The 22,742-nt window shown below is 69.0% G+C and carries 16 protein-coding genes; 13 read left to right on the top strand and 3 right to left on the bottom strand.

The genetic code is table 11. The features are described 5' to 3' along the window. Positions 1–166 precede the first annotated feature (166 nt). The 6 genes from ACFULV_RS04175 to ACFULV_RS04150 all read left to right on the top strand — a co-directional run bounded on the left by ACFULV_RS04175 (position 167) and on the right by ACFULV_RS04150 (position 6,977). A complete protein-coding gene (locus ACFULV_RS04175) occupies positions 167–1,492 on the top strand; it encodes a lipase family protein (protein WP_378652943.1) in 1,326 nt (441 codons plus the stop codon). A gap of 14 nt (positions 1,493–1,506) precedes the next feature. Further along, the gene (locus ACFULV_RS04170; RefSeq protein ID WP_378652941.1) at positions 1,507–3,102 is read left to right on the top strand and encodes a GMC oxidoreductase; all 1,596 of its coding nucleotides are present in this window, start codon (positions 1,507–1,509) and stop codon (positions 3,100–3,102) included. Positions 3,103–3,151: 49 nt separating this feature from the next. Continuing rightward, on the top strand, positions 3,152–3,820 hold the full coding sequence (locus tag ACFULV_RS04165; RefSeq protein WP_378652938.1) for a TetR family transcriptional regulator: 669 nt from the start codon (positions 3,152–3,154) through the stop codon (positions 3,818–3,820). Between the two features lie 114 nt (positions 3,821–3,934). Beyond that, complete coding sequence (locus tag ACFULV_RS04160; protein ID WP_378652936.1) at positions 3,935–5,140, top strand: glycoside hydrolase family 76 protein; 1,206 nt, start codon at positions 3,935–3,937, stop codon at positions 5,138–5,140. 149 nt (positions 5,141–5,289) lie between these two features. Beyond that, complete coding sequence (locus tag ACFULV_RS04155) at positions 5,290–6,492, top strand: hypothetical protein (RefSeq protein WP_378652934.1); 1,203 nt, start codon at positions 5,290–5,292, stop codon at positions 6,490–6,492. Then, positions 6,489–6,977, top strand: a complete 489-nt coding sequence (locus tag ACFULV_RS04150; RefSeq protein ID WP_378652933.1) for a hypothetical protein — start codon at positions 6,489–6,491, stop codon at positions 6,975–6,977. The genes ACFULV_RS04155 and ACFULV_RS04150 overlap by 4 nt, the downstream gene beginning before the upstream one ends. A 6-nt stretch (positions 6,978–6,983) precedes the next feature. Here ACFULV_RS04150 and ACFULV_RS04145 read toward each other — a convergent pair whose 3' ends face one another. Next, entirely contained in the window at positions 6,984–7,457 is a 474-nt protein-coding gene (locus ACFULV_RS04145) for a hypothetical protein (RefSeq protein WP_378652931.1), read from the bottom strand. Between the two features lie 337 nt (positions 7,458–7,794). On the opposite strand from ACFULV_RS04145, the gene legP reads away from it, so the two are divergent. The 6 genes from legP to ACFULV_RS04115 all read left to right on the top strand — a co-directional run bounded on the left by legP (position 7,795) and on the right by ACFULV_RS04115 (position 20,300). Beyond that, the gene (gene legP, locus ACFULV_RS04140) at positions 7,795–8,580 is read left to right on the top strand and encodes a Dot/Icm T4SS effector Zinc-dependent metalloprotease LegP (RefSeq protein WP_378652929.1); all 786 of its coding nucleotides are present in this window, start codon (positions 7,795–7,797) and stop codon (positions 8,578–8,580) included. A 111-nt stretch (positions 8,581–8,691) separates the two neighbouring features. After that, entirely contained in the window at positions 8,692–10,668 is a 1,977-nt protein-coding gene (locus ACFULV_RS04135) for a trypsin-like serine peptidase (RefSeq protein ID WP_378652927.1), read from the top strand. A 45-nt stretch (positions 10,669–10,713) separates the two neighbouring features. Continuing rightward, positions 10,714–11,961, top strand: coding sequence for a peptidoglycan DD-metalloendopeptidase family protein (locus ACFULV_RS04130; RefSeq protein WP_378652924.1), 1,248 nt, complete (start codon positions 10,714–10,716; stop codon positions 11,959–11,961). A 34-nt stretch (positions 11,962–11,995) separates the two neighbouring features. Then, the gene (locus ACFULV_RS04125) at positions 11,996–14,758 is read left to right on the top strand and encodes a hypothetical protein (RefSeq protein WP_378652921.1); all 2,763 of its coding nucleotides are present in this window, start codon (positions 11,996–11,998) and stop codon (positions 14,756–14,758) included. After that, positions 14,758–16,845 (top strand): WD40 repeat domain-containing protein, encoded by a 2,088-nt coding sequence (locus ACFULV_RS04120; RefSeq protein ID WP_378652919.1) that lies wholly within the window; start codon positions 14,758–14,760, stop codon positions 16,843–16,845. The genes ACFULV_RS04125 and ACFULV_RS04120 overlap by 1 nt, the downstream gene beginning before the upstream one ends. Then, positions 16,842–20,300, top strand: a complete 3,459-nt coding sequence (locus tag ACFULV_RS04115) for a hypothetical protein (RefSeq protein ID WP_378652916.1) — start codon at positions 16,842–16,844, stop codon at positions 20,298–20,300. Before ACFULV_RS04120 ends, ACFULV_RS04115 begins: the two co-directional genes overlap by 4 nt. Positions 20,301–20,331: 31 nt before the next feature. Here the strand turns inward: ACFULV_RS04115 and ACFULV_RS04110 are convergent, their stop codons facing one another. Continuing rightward, complete coding sequence (locus tag ACFULV_RS04110; RefSeq protein ID WP_378652914.1) at positions 20,332–21,195, bottom strand: caspase family protein; 864 nt, start codon at positions 21,193–21,195, stop codon at positions 20,332–20,334. A gap of 256 nt (positions 21,196–21,451) precedes the next feature. Here ACFULV_RS04110 and ACFULV_RS04105 point away from each other — a divergent pair, with 256 nt between their 5' ends. Beyond that, a complete protein-coding gene (locus tag ACFULV_RS04105) occupies positions 21,452–21,820 on the top strand; it encodes a hypothetical protein (RefSeq protein ID WP_378652911.1) in 369 nt (122 codons plus the stop codon). A gap of 152 nt (positions 21,821–21,972) precedes the next feature. On the opposite strand, the gene ACFULV_RS04100 is transcribed toward ACFULV_RS04105, so the two are convergent. Beyond that, on the bottom strand, positions 21,973–22,725 hold the full coding sequence (locus ACFULV_RS04100; RefSeq protein WP_378652909.1) for a hypothetical protein: 753 nt from the start codon (positions 22,723–22,725) through the stop codon (positions 21,973–21,975). Positions 22,726–22,742 lie beyond the last annotated feature (17 nt).

Below are 22,742 nucleotides of genomic sequence, written 5' to 3'. Positions count from 1 at the left end.
GTCGTCGGCACGGTGGCGTGCTGTGTGGTGGCGGGTGCTCGCCCCGAACAGTAACCGTGTTACTCTCTGTCGGCGCTGGTGTGACAGGCATCATGATCTGCCCCTCCGGCGACTTGGGTCACCGCGGCGACGACGCCGATCGGTGATGACGACGGAGAGGTTCTCGATGAAGCGACAGGATCTTCGACGGGTGTGGCCGCGTGCCGGGCGCGTCGTCGCGGTCATGGTCTTGGCCGGTGCGATGGCGGCGACCGGGGTGGTGACCCGGACTGGGGAGGCCGTGGCCGAGCCCGTCGGTGCGTTCTACACACCGCCGGACCGGATCCCGCAGGAACCGGGCGCGATCATCAAGACCGCACCGATGACCTTGTTCGTGACACCGCCCACCGAGCAGGGATGGCCGGGCAAGGCGCAGCACGTGATGTACACGTCTCGATTGCAGGACGGGTCGCCGGTAGCGGTGAGTGGGACATACCTCGAGCCGACCGGGCCGTGGCAGGGCGTGGGACCGCGTCCGACGGTGGTCATCGGCCCCGGCACGTCGGGGCAGGCCGACCGTTGCGCGATGTCGGTGGCGTTCTCGACCGGGATGGCGGTGTCCACCGAGCCGTTGGGGATCTCGGCGAACCAGGAGCTGCCGTCGTCGGTGGTGTGGAGCGGGCTGGGCGCGCGTGTGCTGGTGACCGACTACGTCGGCCTCGGCACACCCGGCATCCACACCTACGCCAACCGGTTCGAGAGCGGGCACGCGATTCTCGACGGGGTGCGCGCGGCCAACAATCTGGGCGGTGCCGGACCGGAGACGCCGGTCGTGCTCTGGGGTTACTCCCAGGGCGGTGGCGCCACCGCGGCCGCCGCGGAGATGCAGCCGAGCTACGCGCCGGAACTCAATCTCAAAGGCACCTGGGCAGGTGGGCCGGTTGCCGACCTCACCGCGATTCTGGAAAAGATCGACGGTGCGCTGATCGGCGGCGCGATCGGGTTCGCCGTCAACGGCATGCTCGCTCGCTATCCCGAGCTGCAGCGCGCGGTCGACCAGGTCACCAGTCCGGCCGGTCGCGCCATGCTCGAGACCCTGAGCGACTCGTGCATCGCCGACGTGATCATGCATCACCCCTTCCTGCAAACCGCGTCACTGACCAAGGACGGCCGACCGCTGTCCGCCCATCTCGCCGAATTGCCCGAAGCCACACCGGTATTGGCGGAACTGCGGATCGGCAACTCCACCCCGGCCACGCCGGTCCTGATCACCAGCGGCCGCAACGACGACACCGTCCCGTACGGACAGGCCCGGCGACTCGCCGAAGACTGGTGCGGCAAGGGCGCCACGGTCACCTTCCGCACGAACGAGCTCCCGCCGATCCTGCCCGGCACCACCATCCCGAATCACTTCGGGCCGGAGATCATCGACGGCTTCGGGCCCGACAACGCGTTCACCTATCTACTCGATCGTCTTGCGGACAAGCCGGTCTCCGGCTGCAGCATCGACTGAACAAGGATCTGTGTGTGAAAGCCATTTCGCGCCGCTCGATGCTTGTTGCCGCGGCAACAGCGAGCGGAATACTTCTCGGTGCCCGCCCCACGGGCACGCCGGCTCCGATCGCCCTGCGGTCCAACACTGTTCCGCTGACCTACGAGGAACACCGGGTGGTGGTGATCGGGTCGGGATTCGGCGGCGGCGTCAGTGCGCTGCGGTTGGCGCAAGCCGGTGTCACGGTGACGGTTCTGGAGCGAGGTCAGCGGTGGCCCAGCGGCCCGAACGCCGAGACCTTCCCACGCGCGTCCGCCCCGGACAAGCGATTGCTGTGGTACCGGTCGAGCCCGAACCTGTTCGGGCGACCGCTCGTGTTCGACCCGTACGCCGGGCTGGTGGAGGCGGTGCCCGGGGTGAACATGACCGCGCTGTGCGCCGCCGGTGTCGGTGGCGGATCGCTGGTCTACCAGGGCATGTCGCTGCAGCCCGCCGAGGCGGTGTTCAACGCGCACTTTCCCGAAGAGCTGGACTGGGCGACGATGGATCGGGTGCACTATCCGCGAGTGGCACGGATGCTCGGCCTGGCCGAAGCTCCCGACGAGCTGATCGCCGCCGACAGCTACCGGGCCGCACGGGTTTTCGCGGAGCGGGTGCGCGGGGCCGGGATGCCGCTGTCGAAGATCCCGATGCCCATCGACTGGAACTTCGCGCTGGCCGAGCTGCGCGGGGAGATGAAAGCCTCCTACACCAACGGTGACGGTGCGATGGGAGTCAACAACGGCGGCAAGCACTCCGTCGACGTCACCTATATCGCCGCCGCCGAAGCGACCGGCCGTTGCCAGGTGCAGACCCTGCACGAGGTGACCGATCTCGAACGCGCCCGCGACGGCCGCTGGACCGTGCACGTGCAACGTCTCGACACCGCGGGTGCCGTGGTCGAGAACAAGGTGCTCACCGCGGGATCGGTGATCCTGGCCGCGGGCAGTCTCAACACCACCCGGCTGCTCGTGCGAGCCGGAGCCAAGGGCCTGATTCCCGACCTGCCCGACGGGCTCGGACAGAACTGGGGCACCAACGCCGACCGCATCTATGTCTGGTCGGACCCGACCGCGAAATTCGGTGCGGAACAAGGTGGTCCGGTGGTATACGGCAGTAAGAACTGGGACGATCCGCAGGCCGCGCACACCGTGATCCAGGCCTCCATCCCGCCGATGTCGGTGGACCCGGCCAGTACGATGCTCGTCGGCTACGGCGTCAGTGACAGTCGCGGGGCGTTCACCTACGACGCCGCCCGCGACGACGCGATTCTGCACTGGCCCCACGACGGCGACCAGGCCATTCAGAACAACCACATCGACCCCGCCGTGCGCCGCATCGCGGGTTCGACCGGGATGCTGCTGGACACCAACTCGCTGTTTCCCTCGACCTGGCATCCGCTGGGTGGGGCCAGCATGGGCGCGGTGTGCGACCTGGACGGCCGTGTCCATGACCAGCCGGGGCTCTACGTGCTCGACGGTGCGCTGTTGCCGGGCAACGCCGCCGCGTGCAATCCGTCGATGACGATCGCGGCGGTCGCGGAGCGGGCAATGGACAACCTCGTCGCCGCGGATGTGGGAACGCGTATCTGAGGTCGAATCGCCTCGATGGCGCGACGAGACGATCGACTACTGTGGCGTGGTGGCCAGAAAGGGCGAAGGTGATCCCGCGCGCAAGATCACCGAAACCACCCTGTCGTTGCTCGAATCGGAGGGGTATGACGCGGTTCAGCTGCGCCGGGTGGCCCGCGTCGCCCAGGTGTCGCTGACCACGGTCTACAAGCTGTACCCCACCCGCGACGAACTCGTCCTCGCCGCGGTCGCGCAGTGGATGGCCACGAACACCTACACCGAACTCGACCCGCCGCGAGCCGACGAGTCGCTCGCCGACGTGTTGAAGCGGGTGACCCGCTACGTGTTCGAGCCATGGGAGCGTCACCCACGGATGCTCGCCGCCTACTACCACGCCCGCTCCGGTCCGGGCGGGCAGCGCCTCGACGCGCAGGGTTTCGCCGCGGTGTTGCCCGCGGTGAGCACGATGTTCGCCAGCCTCGACGAGGACTACGCGGCCGATCTCGCTCTCGTGCTGACCAATATGGTCTATGCCATGCTGGGACGTTTCGCGCACGGTGATCTCGCGATCACCGAGATTCTGCCCGCACTCGAACGCGCCATCGGCCGGCTGACTCAGAACAACGCTCCGTTCGCCGCGGCGGCCGAGCGGACCGCCGGTGCGGGGGCGACCCCGTTCGAGTGGGTGCCCGGTTTCAGCTCGCCTTACTCCCCGGGCGCCGAGGCCGACGAGCCGTAACCGGTGTGAAACGTTTTCACGGCGCACCGGAGCAGTTCAAGCTTTGGCAATCGCGACACGGGACTCTGAGGGTTCGGCACCGACGCCGATGCCCAGTAGGAGGAGTCCGAGCGAATGGATCGCCTGAACCACGAGTTCAGTCGGCGCAGCGTGCTGTGCGCGGCGGGGGCGGCGATCGCGCTGACCGCGGTGGCGCAGCCGACACAGGCGGGCACGATCACCCGGAAGTGCTCGGTCGACAGCGGTCCGGGAGAGCGCGCGGACCTGGCCGAACAGGCGATCGTGCAGCGGCATGTGCACTCGCTGCTCGGTCTGCCCGACTATCGGCTGGGAGTGCTCGCGTGGCCCGCGGACCTGACCGAAAGGTCCTTGCTCGGGCGATGGTGTTACTGGTGGCAAGCACACCTGCTCGACTGCGCGATCGATGCCGCGCACCGGACCAGCACTCCCGACCGCGTTGATCGGGTCGTCGCCCTCGCACGCGGTATCCGAGCCCGCAACATCACCGGTTGGACCAACCGCTATTACGACGACATGGGGTGGTTGGCAATCGCCCTCGAGCGTGCCGAGCGACTGCTCGACGTCCGGTTCGGCGACGCGATCGGGAATCTGCGGGGGGCCTTGCTCGAAGGATGGAACCCGGATGTGGGTGCGGTGCCATGGCGCAACGGCGACGACTTCTACAACACGCCCGCGATCGGCCCGACCGGCATCGCGCTGGCGCGCCTCGGTGAACTCTCCCGTGCCGGCCAACTGGCCGATTTCCTGCACACGCGATTGCGTGACACCGAAACCGGCCTGATCCACGATGGGGTCCACGAGCCCGGCGGGCAGGTGGACCGCACCGTGCACACCTACTGCCAGGGTGTGGCCATCGGACTGGAAGCCGAATTGGCGCTGCGCACAGGCGAATCGGTTCATCGCCACCGTGCTGCCGCGGTGATCGCCGCGGTCGAGCAGCGGCTCACCGCCGCGGGAGTGATCGTCGCCGCCGCCGGAAACGATTCCGGGCTCTTCATGGGAATCCTCGCGCGTTTTCTCGCCGAAGCCGCACTGTCGCTGGACAACACGACCGCGGCGAATATCGTGCACGCCTCCGCCCGGGCGGCCTGGGATAACCGTGCTGAGGTGAACGGGCTGCCGCTGTTCGGTGCGGACTGGACCCGCCCGGTCACGGTGCCCGAGCATCCGGGGACCTTTCTCCAGCTGGCGGACGCGTCCGCGGCATCGTCGGCGAACCTGAGCCGGGACCTCTCGGTGCAGCTGAGCGCATGGATGCTGCTCGAAGCGGACTACCGGCTCACCGCGGCGGGCCGCTGACCCGCCCGGCACCGGAACGCGCACGCGGGGTATCTCGACGGCGGGTCGGCTCCGGTGGGCCGCGCGCCGTGGCCGAGCAACACACTCGATCGGCGAACTCGGTTACATTCGAGGAGATTCACCCGGCGAGAGGGGGCCTCGACATGTGGATGCTGCCGTCAAGCGACGCCGACTGCTTCGACGAGGCAATGCTGTTGGCGTGCGCGCTGATCGGCGCTGATCCGATCTACATCGACGCCAATGTGCAACTGCTGGAACAGTATTCGCGCACCGCCGACGCCGACCTGGCCGCTGTCTCGGAGGACCCCGAACGTGGCGTAGAGAACCTGTCCGCGCATCTGCGACACCTCGACCGTGACGGGCGGGTACGCGAGGGCTGGGCGCAGGTGCGCTCGGACCTGTCCGGGCGCCTGCACGACGCGCCGCCGCCGGAAGCCGCGCACTGGCGCACGCTGGACGTGGACCTGGCGCGAACGCCCGCGCGAGATCGGCTCGCCGCGTTGGCACCTCGCGCGTGTCAGGTATCCGATGTCCGGCTCGCGCCGCTACAGCGGTTCATCGGCAACGCGGTCGCGATCACCGCCCCCGGCGCGCGATCGCCGCTGCGGGCCGGATTGCTCACCCTCATCCGCGATTTGCGCCTGGGCGAGCTCGCCCGTGCAGGTATGGACCCACTCGAGGTCGTCACCGCGCAGGAGCATCGATTGGTCGGTGCGGTCTGGGAACAGCGCGAACTCGGTCTGGTCGACGGCGCCACCGCCGCCGACGCGCTGACCGCGATCATGCTCGCCGGGGCCATCGCCCACACCGCAGACCCGCTCACCGGCATCGGGCTGTGGGCTCGGCAACTCGCGTACGCGGACGCGAATTTCACTGCCGGCCAACCGATCACACCGCTTGTCGAACGAGCGATCCGCGACGGCTATGAGGAAATCGTGGAGCAGCTGGCCGAGGGCTTCCTCGACTGCGGCGAGCAGATGCGCGACATCGCCGTCCACCAGCCGACCTACGACCGCGGTGGATTCGCCAAAGCGCTCTACGACACCTACCCGTATATGCACGCCGCGCGAACAGTCGCAGCGACGCTCGCCTCGACCACCGGGGACGAGGCGCACACGCGCACCCATCAGGTCGCCGACGAGTGGGCCGTCCGTGTCGTCGACGGGATGTTCCATCAGTGGCTCGACCTCGACGACGTGGGATTCGATCAGGAACGCCGCCTGATCGCCGCGGCCGTCGCCGCCGGCGACCAGCGTCGGGTCCGGCGTATCCTGCTCGACGGCGAGACAGCGCTGCGCCGCCCCAAATCCGCTCGGGCCCACCTGCTTCCGGCAACGAAAGGCGATACATGAGTGACCTCGAGGCTTCGGCCGCGGCGATCGCGGACGAACTGGCCGCCGACCTGCCCCGCCTGCAACCGTCGGGGGAGGTGCGCTTCGACCCTGCCACCCTGGCGGCCGTGGTCGGCCTGTGGCTGCTCAAGAACGTGGCCGACGGCATCGCCGAGGCGATCAAGGAAGGGTCTCAGTCCGCCACTCAGACCCTCGCGCAGCGCATCGGTGTCGCCGTTCGTCGCCGTGTGCGCCGCGACCTGCCCGAGGCCATGAACTCCGGCACCGACGACACCGCGCTGGACAACACCGTCGCCGCGACCGAATCGGCGTGGGCCGACGCCCGTTCCGCCCGAACACCCGAGATCCCCACCGCCGACCTCGTCGAGGAGGCGACGCTCAATGTCGCGGCCGCTCTGATCGAAGCGGGTCTGCCGCCCCTGCCCGCCGACCGTGTGGCAGCCGTCCTGCGCGCCGAGATCCGGCGGCTGCTCGACGAGGAGTGAAGCAGCTCAGGGCATTTCGACGGTTTCGGCCCTGGCGATCTCGTTGATCGCGCGCTGAACGGCATCACCCGGGGGTGTCCGGGCGAGATCGGCCAGATACTCGATCAGGAGGACCGCCGCGGGTTGGGGGTTGTTCCACGCCCGGTCGGGCTCGGCCGACTCGTCGATCCCGAGTGCCCCGGCGAGCGCGCTGAAGACCGCGGCGGCGTCGAGTCGGGGCAGCCACGTCGCCGATCGGCGGACCACCGATTCCAGCACGGCGCGCACATCGTCACCGGTGAGACCATCCGGATGCGCGATCTCGAGCAGGTCCCGAACGATCGCCGCCAGCACCGAGGTGACCTGGTCGGCGGGGAGTTCGGACAGATCCGCCGTGGTCGCGCCGAACCCGGCTTCGTCGGCGGCCCTCGCCGCGCTGACGGCGGCCTCGACGGCGGTCGCGATCGCGCGGGCTGACGTAGGCCAGTCGGACGGCCACATGGGTAGTTCTCCTCGCGGGTCGGTGCACGTGCCTGCCCTGTCTGCGTATGCCGGGCTGGTGTCAGCGTAGTCAGTGCCGGTCCGCGTCCCGCACGCGTGCCATCAGGTCTGACCACTCCCTCGCACGGACCGGGTCCGGGTCCGACCCGGTGACCGTGTGGAACCCGAGGCTGATGAGCTCGTTGCCCGGCGATCGATAGTGGCGAGGTGACGCGATCGCGTCCGCGTGATCGGGTAGCGCGCTACTCACGCGCGCCGGCAGGTCAGCGGACCACGCTTTCCAGGACAGGCGACGGATCCCGCCGTCGTCGGCTCCGACACAGGAAGCACGACCGCCATGATCATCGACGACACTCTCCGACCGGTCATCGACACCGACGACACCGGCGAATTCCATTCCGGCCCGGAGGCGGGCTCCGTGCTGATCGGCAGCGTCGCGCACGGGGTGCGCGAACTGCGCTACGCGGCGGTCGACGACCTCGCGATCTTCGAGGGCGACATCGTGCTCGGCACCCTCGACGAGATCGATGCCCGCCGTCGACAGGAAGGCGTGGTGATCTCCGGTGCGGTGTTCCGCTGGCCGAATGCCGTGGTCCCCTTCGAGGTCGACCCGGCCCTGCCCGCACCGCAGCGGGTCGTCGACGCGGTCGCGCACTGGAACTCACGCACCAGGATCCGGTTCGTCCCGCGTACCGGCGCCCACGGCGACTTCGTACGGTTCGTGCCCAGCACGTCGAGCCGGTCGCCGGTCGGGCGGCGAGGCGGACGGCAGACGATCGAACTCGCCCCTTCCGCGCCCGTGGGCACCGTGGTCCACGAGATGGGGCACGCGCTCGGACTCTGGCACGAGCAGAGCCGGGAGGACCGGGGCAACTTCATCGCGGTGCGGCTCGACCGGGTCGACCCGGCGCACCGGCACAACTTCGATCAGCACATCACCGACGGTGACGACGTCGGCGGCTACGACTTCGGCTCGATCATGCACTACCCCGCGACGGCGTTCAGCACCACCGGGCAGGCGACGATCCTCGCGCGCGTGCCCGTACCGCCCGGCGTGACGATGGGCCAGCGCTCCGCGTTGTCGGCCGGCGATGTGAACGCCGCCCACACGATCTATCCGTGACATCGCGCAGGTGCCCGCGCGGTGAAGTCGAGTGGTCCACTACTCGTGATCGGCACCGCGCACGCGCCCACGCTGAATACCCCAGCACACATTCTCCGGGCGAGGTGACCCATGGATACCGAGAGCGACGCTCGTACCACCGCATGGCACGAACAGATGGACGCCGCATCGCAGCGATTCGACGATACCGAGGCGCAACGCGATGAGGTGACCCGCCTGCGGGCGGTGACCGAGTCCGATGTCGTCGACACCAAGGAACAGATTCTCGCCCGCGCCGACCGGCTGCTCGTCACCGGCGAAGTCCCCGCGCAGGCGGTGATCGAACTCGGCAGGCAGGACCCGGTCGACAGCATCCGCTCGCTCGAACGGGTCATCGGCTTCGCCAACGAGTTGCAGGCCGCGAACTTCCTGACCCGCGGTGCTCGGGCCGCCGCGGCGGTGGCGCGCATCTCGTTGGCCGACAACGGCCGTGAGGTGCCGATGGGTACCGGTTCGATGGTGTCGCCGCAACTGCTGCTCACCAACAATCATGTGCTGCCGACGCGGGGGGCGGCCGAGTCGGTGGTGGTCGAGTTCCGGGCCGAGGTCGACATCGACAACGTCCCGAACCCCACCGTGCGCTACCGCCTGGCCCCCGACGACTTCTTCGTGACCGACAAACACCTCGATTACACCGTGGTGCGGGTGGCGCCAGGGCCCGACGGCGTGGCGCCCGGCGTCACCTTCGGCTGGAATCCGCTGATCGCCAAGCCCGGCAAGATCGTGATCGGTGAGGCGATGAACGTCGTCGGGCACCCCTCGGGCCGGCTCAAGGAGATCTCGATCCGGCACAACCGCCTCGACCTGCAACTCGACGACTTCCTGCACTACGCCTCCGACACCGAACCGGGGAATTCGGGCTCGCCGGTCTTCAACGATCAGTGGGAGATCGTGGCGCTGCATCACGCCGGAGTCCCGAAGAAGGACGACAAAGGCCGGGTGCTGCGCAAGGACGGCAAACTGTGGCAGTCCGGGGACGGCGACGACGCGATCGACTGGATCGCCAACGAGGGCGTTCGGGTGAGCGTGCTGTTGCACGATCTCGGATCGCGGCAGTTCGATCCGGCCCAGCGCGCCCTGCTCGACGAACTCGGGCTCGCGGCGGTCGCACCGAGCGAGGCGGCGACGGCACTGCCGGTGCCGCCACGGGGGTCGGCCCCCGAAAGCCTGGTGCGCGGCCTGCGTGGTCGGTCGACCGCGTTCGGTGGTCGACGCAGCGTGCTGTTCCTGCACGGACGCGGACAACAGGGCCGCGACCCGGTCGAACTGCGCCGCAACTGGACAGCGGGTTTGAACAAGGGACTCACCCTCGCCGGCCTGAGCCCCATCGACCCCGCCGATGTGTACTTCCCCTTCTACGGTGACCAGCTCGTCGAGAGCATGGACACCCGCGAGGCCGTCGACTCCGGTCCGGCACTCTACGAGAGCCTGGTCGCCGAGGCTGCGCGCCGAGCCGGGATGCCGGACGCCGGTGACCTACCCGCCGACCCCCAAGCGCGCGAGCTCTTCGGCGGGTTCGGTGCGGTGGTGCTGGGGCGGTTGCACGACCAGCTCAGCTGGATCGCCGCCCGCAGTGGCCTCGATTCCGCGCTCATCGGCGCCATCTTCAAAGACGTCGCCGCCTATCTCGACGACGAACGGGTCCGCAAGAGTGTGCTGGACACGGTGCTCACCGATGCGCCCACCGAGGGAGAACTGATCCTGGTCAGCCACAGTCTCGGCACCGTGGTCGCGATGGATCTGCTCACCCAGCTGCCCCGCGAACTGAACGTGCGACTGCTGGTGACGGCGGGCAGCCCGCTCGGATTGGACGGGGTGTATCGCAAGCTGCTGACGGGCGGGCCGAGCAGGCCCGAGCGGGTCGGTGAATGGCTCAACACCTGGTACGCCGGCGATCCGATCGCCATCGGCTGCCCACTGCGTCAGGCCTGGGGGCCGGATCTGCGCGATCTCCCGGTCGAGAACCCCAAGGAGCGGGCACACGACATCGCCGAATACCTCGCCCACGCCGCGGTGGCGGCCACGATCGGACACACGCTGTCCTCCTGAGCCACAACACGATTCGCACACAAGACACTCGACACAGGTAGGTGGATGATGACACTCGAACTCGGCGACCACGTCTGGTACTGGAACGGCAGAATGTCGTTGGACAAGAACATTCCGCGGGCCACCTGGTTTCCCGGCACGAATCCGCACGACCCCACCGATTACGGCGGCCACGGCAAGGAGATCTTCAACTTTGTGATCCACGCCGACGAAATCGCCCGTGGCAGACCGCATATGCGCAACCACGAGGGCAGTTTCGCGTGGCTGAACAACAATCCGGGCAATATCACCGGGGTGGCGGGAGGCCCGGACTTCGGGCAGTACCCCGGCAAGTTCAACTGGCACAACTTCTTGATCTTCCCCACCTGGGGTGACGGATACTTCGCGATCGCGCAATTGCTGCGATCGGCCTCCTATCGAGACCTGTCCATTCTGAAGGCATTCGCTCGCTACGCGCCCGCGTCCGACGGCAACGACCCGGTCACCTATGCCAATTCCGTCGCCGACGAGCTCGGAATCAGCGTCGACACCCGGATCGGCGATCTCGACGACGATCAGATGCGGGTCGTGCAGGACAAGATCCAGGAGATCGAAGGCGCGGTCCCCGGCGCGAGCCTCGCCTGGGACTCCGAGGAGGTGCCGCCGGAGATCGCCGCCGAACTGCCGCTGTTCCGCCGCGTCGCCCGTCCGCGGGCACTCGCCCGTTCACGGGGCGCGTTCACGATCGACTTCTCGGCGCCGGTCGATCCCTCGGGGTTCACCAGTGGACTCGGCGGCCCGCATCAGGGTGGCCACCAGGGCCCGAATTGGTACGTGGAGTACGGCATGGATCTGGGTGGGCTCGCGGGCACCCCGGTGTTCGCGGCGTTCGACGGTCACATCACCCGGTTCCACCCGCACGATCCCGCCACGGACAGCGGAAAGGTCTACGGCGCACAGATCTTCGTGCGCGCGCACAACGACATGATGGGTGCCTTCTACACGCACCTGGCCGATGTTCCGGCCGGCATCGGTCCGGGATCGACGATCTCGCGTGGCGATTTCCTCGGCACCGTGTTCGGCTTCGGCGGAATTCCCCCGCACCTGCATCTCGCGCTGGTCGAGATCATCGGTGGCGCACCGGGTGGTCAGTACACCGGCGTCGACCTGTACCAGACCTTCCTGGGTCTGGAGGTGTCCGATCCGGGCGCGGTGGTCTCGGTGACCTTCCGGCAGGACGGGGCTGCGCCCGAGGACGATCCGCGTGCCGCGTCGCGTGGGCGCAGCGAGACCGCGGCAGCGGCGGTCGACTGAGCCGACGTGCCGGCGTGAGGAGAGGCGAGGGCAGATGAGCGACGCGTTGCTGGTCCGACCGGCGGACCACCTGGTGATCGGGGTTCGCTGGTCGGGCTTCACCACCGACGGGACCGGTGTGCTCATCGCGGGGGAGCGCGCGCGGCTCACGCTCTGGTTTCCCCCGCAGCACGTCGGCGAGGAGTGCTCGCCCCCGCGGTCACCCGCGCCGCTCGCCCTGGCGGCGGGCACGACCGGAACGGTGGTGCCCGGGTGGCGCGGAATGCTCGCCGGCCCGAGCCGGGTTGTCGCCATCATCGCCGCAGGTCGCCGAATCCCGTTGACGGCGAACGGGATCCTGGAGGCGACGAGTGGTGTTCCGCTCGCGGTGGCATCGGCGCAGGACACCGCGCTCGAGATCCCGTGGCGCACGATCCTGGTGCCGGGTGCGGGTACCGCCGATGGCGCGGTCGTGTGCAGGCACAACTCAGCTGCCTCGACGACCGGTGCGCAGGCGATGTGGCGAACCCGGCTCGTCGATGCCGAAATGCCCGCTGTCGCCGCGCTGACGGATGCGCACCTGACCGTCCGGGTCGTCGAGCACGGTATCGCGAACACCCCCGATCCCGACTTCGGACCGGCGGCGCCGAACAACACGATCGGGGTGCCGCGTGCGGTCCGCACACGACTCGTGGCGGAGACGGCCGCGCGCCCGGCTACCACCGCCCGGCTCGAGCTCAGCGCTCTCGGCGCGACCCTGCACGCGCGAGGAAGCTGGGCGGCGTTCGAGTGGGAGCAGCGCACCGTGCTCGGCCGCGACATGCTGGTCCGCGCGCGCTTCGAGGGTGTGCTGTATCCGCTGGGCCATCGGGCCGAATACCTCGAGGTCGTCACCAGGGAATTCGACGCCACGGCGGGCGGGGCGGCGGTGCTGCGCAGGATCGGCGTGCTCACCGTGGTCGAGCCGGTGCGCCGCCCGCCCGACGACCCGGGGTTGCGCCGCCGATTCCCGCTCGGCGACATCGAGATCGAGCAGACGACATTCACCGATCTCGCCTCGCCGAATTCCGCGGTTCCCGGTGCGGGCTGGCAGCGGACCGCACTGCCTGGCATCGGCGAACAGTCCACCCATTTCCGGCCCACCACCACCGCCGGTACGCCGGTGCTGTTCCCGATTCGGTGCACGACCGGCACCGGCGTGGTCGCCTTCGGGCTGCCGCTGTTCTTCGTCGCCGAGATCGCCGTCGGTGCGGCGACCTCGCTCACCGACCGCGGTCTGGCCGAGCGCCTTTCGCGCGACTACGGCACGGAAGCGGTGGCGTGCGCTCCGACGCCGATCGACATCGCGGGCACGGGTGGGCGTGCCCGTAGCGATATCCACGAAGTGCACGGGGTGACGATCGCGGGCATCGCGAACCAGTCGCTCGCCGACGGATACCGGGCGGGCCTCGACCAGCTCGAGATCGCGTTGCCCGCGTTGCGGGTGTTGCGCGGCGACGACCGGTCCACCTCGGTGCGGCTGTCGGAGAAATACTTGCGCGACGGCGCCGCCGATGTGCTGATGGAGATGGTGTCGAACCAGACCCGCGAGATCGACTTCGCCCGCGACGCCGGACGATCGGGTGGCCTGGTCGCCCCGAAGTACGTCGCCGACGCCATCTCGCGGACTCTCGGACCGGTGAGTCTGGGAGCCCTGCCGCATCCTGCGACCGGGTTGATCGACCCCGCCGCGCTGTTCCCGTCGGATCAGGCCGCGCTACTGGGCTTTCCACTGAAGACACTGGTGACCCAGTTGCGCCTGCCGCCGGAGATCACCGCGGTGCCCCGGGCCGGTGCGGCGCCGGAGGTCAGGATGCAGTGGCGCGATGTCGCCCTCCGATCGACGGGCACGTTCGTGGCCCGGCCCGGCACCCGGCTCGATCTCACCGTTGTCGCCTCGCCCGACAAGAACGAAACCCTCTGCTCGGTCAAGGATTTCAGTCTCGAGCTGCCGCCGGGGCGGCAGCGGGTGCTGCGCCTGAGTTTCGCGGCCCTGACCGTCACCCAGCGCGGGGGATCGGCACCCGATGTCACCGTCGACGGGATCGGTGTCGAATTCGTCGGCCAGCTGACCCTGCTGAAGGAACTCCAGGACCTGGTGCGGCTCGGCGACACCGGCAAGCTGCTCGACATCACCACCCGCGGCATCGCGGTGCGCTACGCGGTGCCACTGCCGCCGGTCACCGCGGGCGCGTTCGTCCTGCGCAACATCGCCCTCACCGCGGCCATCGACATCCCCTTCGATGGCGACCCCGTCAGCTTCACCTTCGGCTTCGCCAGTCGGCTCAGCCCGTTCCAGCTCAGCGTGATGATGTTCGGCGGAGGCGGCTATCTCGAGATCGAGCTCGATCGCGACGGACTGCGCCGCCTCGAGGCGGCCTTGGAATTCGGGGCCTTCCTCGCGGTCGATTTCGTCGTCGCCTCGGGCGAAGTGCACGCGCTCGGTGGAGTTCGGTTCACCCTCGAACGCGGCGGCGCCGTGACACTGTGCGGCTATCTGCGCATCGGTGGCTGCGTCGAAGTGCTCGGGCTGCTCAGCGTGTCGGTCGAGCTGTGCCTGTCGCTGACCTACCGGCCCGAGCGCAACGCGCTCGTGGGCCGGGCGACGCTGGTCATCGAGGTCGACCTCACGCTCTGGTCGGACAGCGTCGAACTCGACAGCGGTGAATGGGTGCTCGCGGGCGGGGCGGCGCGCCGCCCCGCGCTGCGCGATCGGGATACGGCAATGGCGCAGTGGCTCGAGTACCGGGCCGCGTTCGCGGGAGTGGGGCGAGGGTGATGGACGAATCCGAATTCTTCCGGGTGGTGCTCGATGCCGAGCTGGCCCATGGGGTCGGGCGGGTGGCCACTAGCCACGACGGACAGTGGATCTTCGCGGGCACGTTGTGGTCGGTGGGGATCGGCAACGGTGCGGTGCTCGGCCTGAGCGTGATCGACGCTGCTGTCGGCAGGCCTGCCTGGACCCTGCCGGGACTGGCCTGCTTCGACGCTGTCTTCGCCCCCGACGGCGCCACGGTCGCGGTCTCGACACAGGGCCCGGACTCGCAGCTGCGCATCTCACTGCTGCGCAGCGCGACCGGCGAGCAGATCTGGACGATCGGCGGCGGCGGCTTCCTCGAGTTCGGCCCGGACGGGACACACCTGGGCGTTGTCGGCGTCCGCGATCAGGGCGCCGGCGAATCGGCGCACGTCTTCGTGCTCGATGCGGCCACCGGGGCGCTGCGGTATGAACTGCAAAGTGCGTTGTCGCGCCCCCGATTCCGTCGCGACTCCACACTGCTGTGTACCGGGTGCCCGTCCTTGGTCGACGCGCGCACGGGCGCGCCGAGGTGGGAGTTGGGCGACCACCAGAACATTCCGTCTGCCGCGGTGTTCACCAACGACGGCGACGCGGTGCTCGTCGCCAGCGCCGGGTGGGCGGAGATCGTGACCTACGAGTTCCAGACCGACGCCGACGGGGCACCCATCCAGCGCGGGGCGATCGACGTGCCCGAATTGGCGAACGCCAACCTCTGGTTCGACACGCTCGTCTTCGGCCCCGACCGCACCACGCTGGTGCGGGTCGGGAACCAGGATGTGGCCGTGCTGGCGGTGGTCGACGGCAGTGTGCGGCGCCGGCTGCCCACACCGTCGAACGGGCTGCCCTTCGCGAGCGAATTCCTTTCCGGGGGTGCGCAACTGGTCGTCAACGTGGCAGTGCCGCCGGTGCCGCAAGGCGCGGGCATCAGTGTCGTCGAGGCGCACGGCGAGGCGGTGGTCTGGTCCGATCCCGGACGCGACGTCGCCCACCTGGCGGTGACCGGAGACGGCGCACGGGTGATCGCGGGCGGCGAAACCAGTGTTCGCGTGTACGAACTCGGTACACCCGCACGCTCACGGCGCGATTGCCAGGCCCGCATCGCCGCTGTCGCCGCGAGCGACGGCGCCGCCGCAATCGTCGCGGCCGCCGCCGAATCCCGGCTCGTCGTCTTCCGCGCGACCAGCGGTGAGCTCATGCTCGAACGCGTGCATCCCGGCCCGATCGGCGCCGTCGCGGTCAGCCCCGACGGACACAGCGTCGTCACCGGCAGCAGCGACGGCAGGCTGCGCCACTTCGACACCCTGACCGGCGCGCGCTGGACCGCGCGCCACAACGGCCCGGTCAACGCGGTCACCTTCAGCGACAACGGAACCCGGGTGGCGAGTGCGAGCGCCGACCGCAACGCACGGCTGTTCGACCGGGTGCCCGGCGCCGACCCCGAGAACGTGGTCGCACTCTGGACGCGTCTGCACCCGCTGGCTGTCACCCACATCGCGATCGGTCCGGGCGGCGCCTGGGTCGCGACCGCGGCGCTGGATCGCAAGGTTCGCATCCTGTCCACGGCGACCGGCGAGGAACTGCATCCGCCGTTCGAACACGACGCCAAGATCCGGGCGCTGCGAGTCGGTGACGGGATGGTGGTCACAGCCAGTGACGACGGCAGCACCGTGGCGATCGATGCGATGACCGGACAGCGGCGATGGCGCATCGAGCACCCGGGGCCGGTGGCGGTCCTGGCATTGTCGGCGGACGGCGGCCTGCTCGCCACGGCGGGCACCGCCCACACGGTCGACATCTGGCGTATCGAGGGCGATCAGCGGGTCCTGGTGCAGCGGATCCCGGCCAGAGCCGCTGTCAACGACCTGGTGTTCGCCACGAGTGGTGAACTGGTGGTGTCCGTCGACGACTCGGTGGTGGCGGTTGTCGACCCCGTCACCGGACGCGAGATCGATCGCTTCCTGCACCCGATGCCGATGAGCCACTTGGCCTCCGGTGGCGATCGCCGGATCATCGTGGGCGCCTGCACCGACGATGTCGCGCGGGTATACGACGTGGGCGAGCGATGAGCGAGATCCTGTGGGTCGCAGTGCCCGACGGCCGCGACGGCACCGAGCTGTCGCTGCGGGTGCTGGTGGTGCCGCGGCTGTCGGAAGGCATGCTGAGCGATTTCGGGCTGACGGACTGGCCGTCCATCCTGACCGACCAGGTGGGTTTCCAGCTGCGGGTACGCACCGGGGCGGGGGAGCGGGTGATCGGTCGATCGCCGCGTCTCGTCGCCCGGGCGAAATCGTCGCTGTGGACCGAATTCTTCGGCGGTGACGCCGGTTTCGTGCGGCAGTGGGAAGACCGGACGGTACAGCCACCGCGAGTCTCCGACACGTCGAACACGGCACGAAAAGTCGCCGCCACCCTGCGCACCGTCACCCGCACCGGGGCCGAACGGTCACCGGAAGAGACCGAGGCCGCCGTCCGAGACCAGATCGCGCGGTGGAACGGTGCCGCGACGCCCCCGGTCCCCGACGAGATCGCACCGCCGCCACCGGTCGTCGCCGATTTCCACCGGACGGTCTCGAACCTGCGCGAACATCCTGCGGTCCTGCTCGAACTGGGGTTGATCTTCGAGCTGCGTTGCGAGGCTGCGGATCTGGATGCCGGTACTGCGCAATTGAGTGTGAGGTGTACCGATCCGCCGTTTCTGCGCAACCTCGTCAGTTCTCCGTGGACGCGCTACGAACTCACGCCGACGAGCTTCCGGCCCGCGCCGATGGCCGAGGGCTCCTCGGGCATCCGGGCGGGCTTGCTCGACCTGTCCGACTCCGCCTCACTCACCGACCCCGGCGCCCCTGCCGCGGCGCGACGGTGGGCCATCGCGACCTTCGACATCGACGGCGGTGCGGACGGTTTCCGGCAGGCGGCACACGATTTCGCGCTGAACCCGCCCGAGAACGCCACCATGCCACCGGTCCGAACCAGCGGGATCTCGCTGATCCGGCCCGGGCGCGCCCGGGAGTTCGCGGCACGCAGCGGTGCGGGGCGACGAGCCAGGGCGATCGGTGATGCCGTGTTCTCGGCCGAAGACCTCGTGCTCGGCTACCGCGTGGACATCCGTCGCGAGGGAACCCCGTGGCTGTCGCTGTGCGAACGCGACGCCGACTATCGCGTCAACGGCGTCGACATCGTGTCCGGGCGCGAAGAAGGCCACGTCAAGCCGTTCGCCGCGGTCCGCGGCGCCGACGGGCAGTTGCGTGCCGATGAGGTCGTTGTCCGGTGGGACGGCTGGAGTCTGGCGCTGCCCTTACCGAATCTGCGCGGCGACACCGCGGGCCCGGCCCGAAATCCCGCCCAGCCCATGCCGTTCGACTTCCGCTGGGCCTTCACCGTCCCGCCGCGGAGCCTGCCCGCGCTACGGTTCGCCGATCTGTATCAGATGCGGGTGCGGATCGCGGATATGGCCGGTGGCGGGCTCACCGCCGCCGAACTCGCCGACGCGACAGTCGCCAGCACCGGCGTGAGCTACCTGCGCCACGACCCGGTACCGCCACCCGAGGTACACGGACCCGCGGTACTCGCGCCGGGCGCGGCGATCGTGCGTCTGGTGATCCGCAGCGACTTCGACCGCACCGTCGGTCAGATCAGCGCTACCGACCCGGATTACCCCGTGGTCGACGCGCGCGTCCTACGTCCGCCGACCGCACCGTTCTCCCTGATCGAACAACACCGCGTACTCGACAAACTCACCGATGAGGAGTCGTTCCGGCTGGCACAGCGCGCGATGGACGCCGACGGCAGTGGCTCGGGCCTGCCCGACCCGGTGTCCAGCGGCGTGCAGGCACACGTGCGCGCGGGTCAGGCGGGCCTCGCCGTGCCCATCGGCGACCACAGCGCGTGGGCTCCGGGCTGGCCGGACTTCGCCTCCAAAACCCTGGAGCTGCACGAACAGTCCGGCGACCGGACGATTTCCGTGCGGTGGAGCGGCACCGTGCTCATCGTCGCGCTGGCCAAGGGTAAGGAAGCGACGATCGAGCTGAGCTCCACCCTCAACGGTGAGCTGTCCAACCACCTGGCCATCAGCGACTTCCTCGCCGGTGGCGGCGCGGGGGAAGCGGCGATCTCACCGGACAGCACCAAGGTCGGCCGCAATCCGGCGGTCACCCCACCGATCCGGGTCACAGTGGTGCATGCCGTCAAACGTCCACTGCGCCAACCACTGTGGGCACTGCCCGCGACCGCTGTCGTGCGCGGTGCGCACGATCCGACGGTGTTGCTCACGCCGACGTTCCCGCCCGTGGGCGCCGATGCAGGCCTCGACCCCGACAGCACCGGACGCCTCGAGGTCGCCGCGGCGTGGACCGAGATCAGCGACACCGGACCCGAAGCCACCGCCACCCGGCGCGCGGTACAGATCGCGCACCTGCACAGCCAGACGATCGCGCCCGGTGAACAACCGCAGGTGCGGATTCGACACGAATTCGGCGACACCAGACACCGCGTCATCGACTACACCCTCACCGCGGTCAGCCGGTTTCGGCAGTACTTCAAAGCCGGTGAACCCGAGTCCGCCTTCGCTGTCGGCCGCACGCAGGCGCCCGTCGTCGTTCCCTCCTGTGCGCGCCCGACAGCGCCGGTGGTGCTCGGTGTCGTGCCGGCGTTCGGCTGGCGCAACGAACGGATCGGTGCCGATCGGATCGAACTCACCAGGGACAGTGGGCGATTGCGCGTGGAGGTGGCACGCCCCTGGTACGAGACCGGTGATGGTGAGCAGTTGGCGGTGGTGCTCGCGCCGAGCGCTGACCCGTCGCCCGCCGTGCGCGAGTCCGTGAGCCGGATGGGACGTGATCCGCTGTTCGGCACACCGGCGACCCGGCCGTTCCCGCCCGCCGCGTGGTTTCCCGCGTCGACGGGGCAGGTCGCGGTTTTCGTGCCGGAGCTGGGCGAGGCGGTCACGATCGCCCCACATCCGGTTTCTCCCGGCGGTGACCGTTGGTTCGCGGACGTGGACATCGCCGCACCGGCAGGGGAGCGGTCCTACAACCCGTTCGTGCGTCTGGTGGTTGCCCGCTATCAACACAGGAGCCTGGACGGGATGAGCCTGTCGCCGCTCGTCGTCGCCGAGAGCGTGCCGCTGTTGCCCGATCGGAAGGTCGTCGTCGAACGATCAGGGTCCGACCTGCGGGTCACGGTGACCGGCACGTCACCGAATCCACTCAATCGGCTGACGGTGTTGCTCGAATCCTGCCCTGGCCGGCACACGCCCGGCTCGGTCGATGCCGTGGTCACCGATCCCGCCGAGTCACCGGAGGTCCCGGCGTGGCGGCCGGTGCCGGGACACGCCGTCGAGCGCACGGCCGACGGCCAGATCCCCCCGCTGCCGCTGCCGCACGAGAGCGGCCATCTGCGGTTGCGCTTGCGGGAGACCGAGAATCTTCCCGGCTCGGACGTCGCGGACCTGCCGGTCGACCTACACCTGCGCAATGTCTTCGTCGCCACGATCGTCCTACCGGCCACATGGCACCGACCGTGACGGTGCGGGGCGGGCCCCGCACCCTCGGCGGCTACGGCGTGAACGGGCGCTGATCGAGAAAATCCGCGCCCGCGTTGATCGTGAACAGATTGGGCACCTGGTCGGGCGGCATGATGTTCATGATCTGCCGGTGGAACTGCGAATACCCGGCGGTGAAGGTGCCGTTGCCCCAGACCTCGAGCAATGACCCGGTGAACTGCCCGTTGACCGGTCCGTCATAGGACAGCTGGGAATCCTGGCAGCCGGCGAGCAGCAGCACGCCCGCCTTGATGTCGGCCCGCGCCTGCGGCCCGCTCAGTCGCTGGACGAACGAATACAGCTGCCTGCGCCGCTTGTTGTCCTCGGTCTGGACCTCGCGCGGCATCGCCTTGGCGCTGCCCGCGACCACGGTGAGACCGGCCGGATCGTCGGCGCCCGCGCGTTCGGCCACGTCGATGATCGCGGCCCGCGCGTCGCGCGTGAACACGTCACGGACCACCGAGCCGCTGTGACAGCTGTCGGAGCACACGACCACGCGCACGCCCGCCGCGAACTGCCGCCACATCTGATACAGCTCGTCGTCGACGATCTGGCGATCGAAGGCCACCCAGGTCTCGTCCTGGCTGTCGTCCTCCTCGCCGTCGACATCCCAGGTCTGGCCGCCGTGGCCCGAATAGGTGATGAGCACGAGATCGCCGGGTTGCGCATTGTGCGCCAGCTGACCGATTTCGCCGATGATCGCGAAGGAGGTCGCCGCACTGTCGAGCAATTTCGTCGACGTGGCGAATCCCTGTGCGGCGGCCAGCGCGGCCATGGAATTGGCGTCGTTCACGCATCCGGCGAGTGCGCCGTCCCAGCCGCCGTACGCGGCGGGGTCGACCCGATTCAATCCGATATGCAAGGAATATCCGCTCACTGCCGTTCCTCCATCTAGAGAGATCGATGATCTGATGCCGAGAAATCGGCACCTCTCGATCCTCCTGCGGCCGTGCCGAACTCGATAGCGTGGCGGACTACTCGAATGCGCGACCCGACCGGCGCCACACCCGCGCGTATTGGGGTAGTGGATTACGCATTCGCACCCACGCGCCCGCGCGCGACGATAGCTCCAGACAGTTTCTCCGCCGAGAAAGGGCACCGAAATGTTGGAGACGGATACGGAGGACGCGGTCGTGGCAGCGAGCGCGGATACCGAAGAAGAGGTGTTCGAGTCGGCGAAAACCGGCTACGGCGCCGAAGAAGCCGACGTTCGGGCGATCGACCAGACCAATATCACGTCGATTTTCTGGGCACAGAAGATCTTGCGCACCCATGGAACGGGCGCCTGGGTATTCGGATTCCCGAACGCTGACGTGCGGGCGGACAGTCAGGTCTCGGTCAGTCTGACCGAGATCGACACGAACAACATTCCGTTCCTCGGACCTGCCACCACCCAGGTCCTGAATGTGGTTCCGCACGCCGACGGCACGATGACGGTGCGATATCACGTGGGGTGGAACAGCAATATCAGGGTGCTGTTCAACTTCATCATCGCCAATTGAGCCGCCGTGATGGCAGTGTCACGGATCCGCCGGAGGCCGGCTCCGATCGACAGCGTGGTCGATCCGGGCCATCCGGCCCCGTGACAGTCGCAGGGCAGGTCCGCGTCGCCGACGATGTCGATCAGGACCGGTCACCGACCCTCTGCCGAGCGTTATCCGAGCCGGTGCGCCGCCGCCAGTGCGGTGAGCACCTGCTCGGTTTTGGTATCACCCGACGCGATCGTCACGCCGAGCGTGCGCAGGGCGGCTTCGAGTTCGCGCCGGGCCTCGAGCGCGCGCAGGTGCAGATCGACGGGCGAGTCCCCCTGTTGTGGTGTGACTTTCAGCGACAGCTCGACCAGATCGAGTCCGGCGCTGCTCCACCGCTCGACATCGGCGCGCAGTGTCCCCACCGGCACCCCCGTCCACCGTGCCGAAGCGACCGGTCCCATCGCGCGCAGGTGGTCGACCGCGACGCCGGGTGGCGTGCAGCTGACCAGGAACTGCCGCTGAGCCGAGTGGAGCGCGTCGGTGACATCGACGCCACGGGCCACGGCCGCGCGCAGCGAACCGGCAGGCCGGGAGCTGATGGCCGAGGCCGACAGCATCCGCCGATCGGCCGACCAATCGCTTTCGATGCGGTACCGCACACCCGGCTCGGTGAAGGGTGCCGCCCAGCGGCCCGCCAGCTGGGAGCGCACGCACGGTCGCAGTTTGACGGTGAGATCGTCTTCCTCCGCGCCGCTGCGCAACCGGATGACGATGCGGCTCGACAGCAGCGTGGGTGCCCCCGCGGTACCCGGGTGCAGCGGCTCGGCGAACCAGATGTCGCGGTAGACCGCGGCGGTATCGGGACATCGGAGCCGGTGCAGTGCGCCCGCGACATCCCCGTCGAGGTTCACTTTGATCTCGATCGGCGTGATCACCCGGGCCCCCTTTCTGT

The organism is Nocardia sp. NPDC057272 (assembly GCF_042668615.1).
Taxonomy (GTDB): domain Bacteria; phylum Actinomycetota; class Actinomycetes; order Mycobacteriales; family Mycobacteriaceae; genus Nocardia.
Note: the sequence above shows the minus strand (reverse complement) of the source record. Positions and strands in the feature narration are given on the sequence as shown.

Excerpts from the sequence above, each read along its gene's own strand:
- ACFULV_RS04130 (WP_378652924.1), top strand. The coding sequence starts at position 10,714 with ATGATGACACTCGAACTCGGCGACCACGTCTGGTACTGGAACGGCAGA.
- ACFULV_RS04155 (WP_378652934.1), top strand. The coding sequence starts at position 5,290 with ATGCTGCCGTCAAGCGACGCCGACTGCTTCGACGAGGCAATGCTGTTG.
- ACFULV_RS04150 (WP_378652933.1), top strand. The coding sequence starts at position 6,489 with ATGAGTGACCTCGAGGCTTCGGCCGCGGCGATCGCGGACGAACTGGCC.
- ACFULV_RS04120 (WP_378652919.1), top strand. The coding sequence starts at position 14,758 with ATGGACGAATCCGAATTCTTCCGGGTGGTGCTCGATGCCGAGCTGGCC.
- ACFULV_RS04135 (WP_378652927.1), top strand. The coding sequence starts at position 8,692 with ATGGATACCGAGAGCGACGCTCGTACCACCGCATGGCACGAACAGATG.
- ACFULV_RS04160 (WP_378652936.1), top strand. The coding sequence starts at position 3,935 with ATGGATCGCCTGAACCACGAGTTCAGTCGGCGCAGCGTGCTGTGCGCG.
- ACFULV_RS04175 (WP_378652943.1), top strand. The coding sequence starts at position 167 with ATGAAGCGACAGGATCTTCGACGGGTGTGGCCGCGTGCCGGGCGCGTC.
- ACFULV_RS04125 (WP_378652921.1), top strand. The coding sequence starts at position 11,996 with ATGAGCGACGCGTTGCTGGTCCGACCGGCGGACCACCTGGTGATCGGG.
- ACFULV_RS04115 (WP_378652916.1), top strand. The coding sequence starts at position 16,842 with ATGAGCGAGATCCTGTGGGTCGCAGTGCCCGACGGCCGCGACGGCACC.
- ACFULV_RS04145 (WP_378652931.1), bottom strand. The coding sequence starts at position 7,457 with ATGTGGCCGTCCGACTGGCCTACGTCAGCCCGCGCGATCGCGACCGCC.
- legP (WP_378652929.1), top strand. The coding sequence starts at position 7,795 with ATGATCATCGACGACACTCTCCGACCGGTCATCGACACCGACGACACC.